Below are 2,190 nucleotides of genomic sequence, written 5' to 3' on the forward strand. Positions count from 1 at the left end.
ATTGATGCAGCAACCACTAACGAAGCAGTAGAAACAGCTAAGACAGCAGGCACAGAATCAATTTCTTCAGTTAATCCACCAGCAACTGCTAAGGATACCGCTAAGACAGCGATTGATACCGCTGCCGCAGCCAAGAAGCAGGAGATTGACAATCGCAAGGACTTGACGGACGAGGAGAAAGCAGCCGCTAAGTCAGATGTAGATACCAAGGCAAGTGAAGCTAAATCAGCTATTGATGCAGCAACCACTAACGAAGCAGTAGAAACCGCTAAGACAGCAGGCACAGAATCAATTTCTTCAGTTAATCCACCAGCAACTGCTAAGGAGACTGCTAAGACAGCGATTGATACCGCTGCCGAAGCTAAGAAGCAAGCAATTGACAATCGCAAGGACTTGACGGACGAGGAGAAAGCGACTGCTAAGTCAGATGTAGATACCAAGGCAAATGAAGCTAAATCAGCTATCGACAGCGCTACAACAGATGCTGGCGTAGAAACAGCTAAGACAGCAGGAGTAGATAGTATCAGTGCCATCAACCCACCAGCGACTGCTAAGGAAACAGCTAAGTCAGCGATTGATACCGCTGCCGCAGCCAAGAAGCAGGAGATTGACAATCGCAAGGACTTGACGGACGAGGAAAAGGCAGCTGCTAAGTCAGATGTAGATACCAAGGCAAATGATGCTAAATCAGCTATCGACAGCGCTACAACAGATGCTGGCGTAGAAACAGCTAAGACAGCAGGAGTAGATAGTATCAGTGCTATCAACCCCCCAGCAACTGCTAAGGACACAGCCAAATCAGCGATTGATACCGCTGCCGCAGCCAAGAAGCAGGAGATTGACAACCGTCAAGACTTGACGGACGAGGAGAAAGCGACTGCTAAGTCAGATGTAGATACCAAGGCAAGCGAAGCTAAATCAGCTATTGATGCAGCAACCACTAACGAAGCAGTAGAAACGGCTAAGACAGCAGGAGTAGATAGTATCAGTGCTATCAACCCACCAGCAACTGCTAAGGACACAGCCAAATCAGCGATTGATACCGCTGCCGCAGCCAAGAAGCAAGAAATTGACAACCGCCAAGACTTGACGGACGAGGAGAAAGCAGCCGCTAAGGCAGATGTAGATACCAAGGCAAGTGAAGCTAAATCAGCTATTGATGCAGCAACCACTAACGAAGCAGTAGAAACCGCTAAGACAGCAGGCACAGAATCAATTTCTTCAGTTAATCCCCCAGCGACCGCTAAGGAGACTGCTAAGACAGCGATTGATACCGCTGCGGAAGCTAAGAAGCAAGCAATTGACAATCGCAAGGACTTGACGGACGAGGAGAAAGCGACTGCTAAGGCAGATGTAGATACCAAGGCAAGTGAAGCTAAATCAGCTATCGACAGCGCTACAACAGATGCTGGCGTAGAAACAGCTAAGACAGCAGGAGTAGATAGTATCAGTGCCATCAACCCACCAGCAACTGCTAAGGACACAGCTAAGACAGCGATTGGTACCGCTGCCGCAGTCAAGAAGCAGGAGATTGACAACCGTCAAGACTTGACAGATGAGGAAAAGGCAGCTGCTAAGTCAGATGTAGATACCAAGGCAAATGAAGCTAAGGCATCTATCGACAGCGCTACAACAAACGCTGGCGTAGAAACAGCTAAGACAGCAGGCACAGAATCAATTTCTTCAGTTAATCCACCAGCAACTGCTAAGGACACAGCTAAGACAGCGATTGATACCGCTGCCGAAGCCAAGAAGCAGGAGATTGACAACCGTCAAGACTTGACAGATGAGGAAAAGGCAGCTACTAAGGCAGATGTAGATACCAAGGCAAATGATGCTAAATCAGCTATCGACAGCGCTACAACAAACGCTGGCGTAGAAACAGCTAAGACAGCAGGCACAGAATCAATTTCTTTAGTTAATCCACCAGCAACTGCTAAGGACACAGCCAAATCAGCGATTGATACCGCTGCCGCAGCAAAGAAGCAGGAGATTGACAATCGCAAGGACTTGACGGACGAGGAGAAAGCGACTGCTAAGTCAGATGTAGATACCAAGGCAAGTGAAGCTAAATCAGCTATTGATGCAGCAACCACTAACGAAGCAGTAGAAACAGCTAAGACAGCAGGCACAGAATCAATTTCTTCAGTTAATCCACCAGCAACTGCTAAGGATACCGCTAAGACAGCG

Annotated in this window: 1 protein-coding gene; it reads left to right on the plus strand. The window is 48.0% G+C overall.

Going from position 1 to position 2,190, the window contains the following annotated elements; translation table 11 throughout:
- The coding region (locus BU200_RS10350; protein ID WP_142237053.1) for a DUF1542 domain-containing protein at nucleotides 1–2,190 on the plus strand (2,190 nt) is incomplete at both ends.

It is taken from the genome of Streptococcus acidominimus, from assembly GCF_001921825.1.
GTDB classification, from domain to species: Bacteria; Bacillota; Bacilli; order Lactobacillales; family Streptococcaceae; genus Streptococcus; species Streptococcus acidominimus.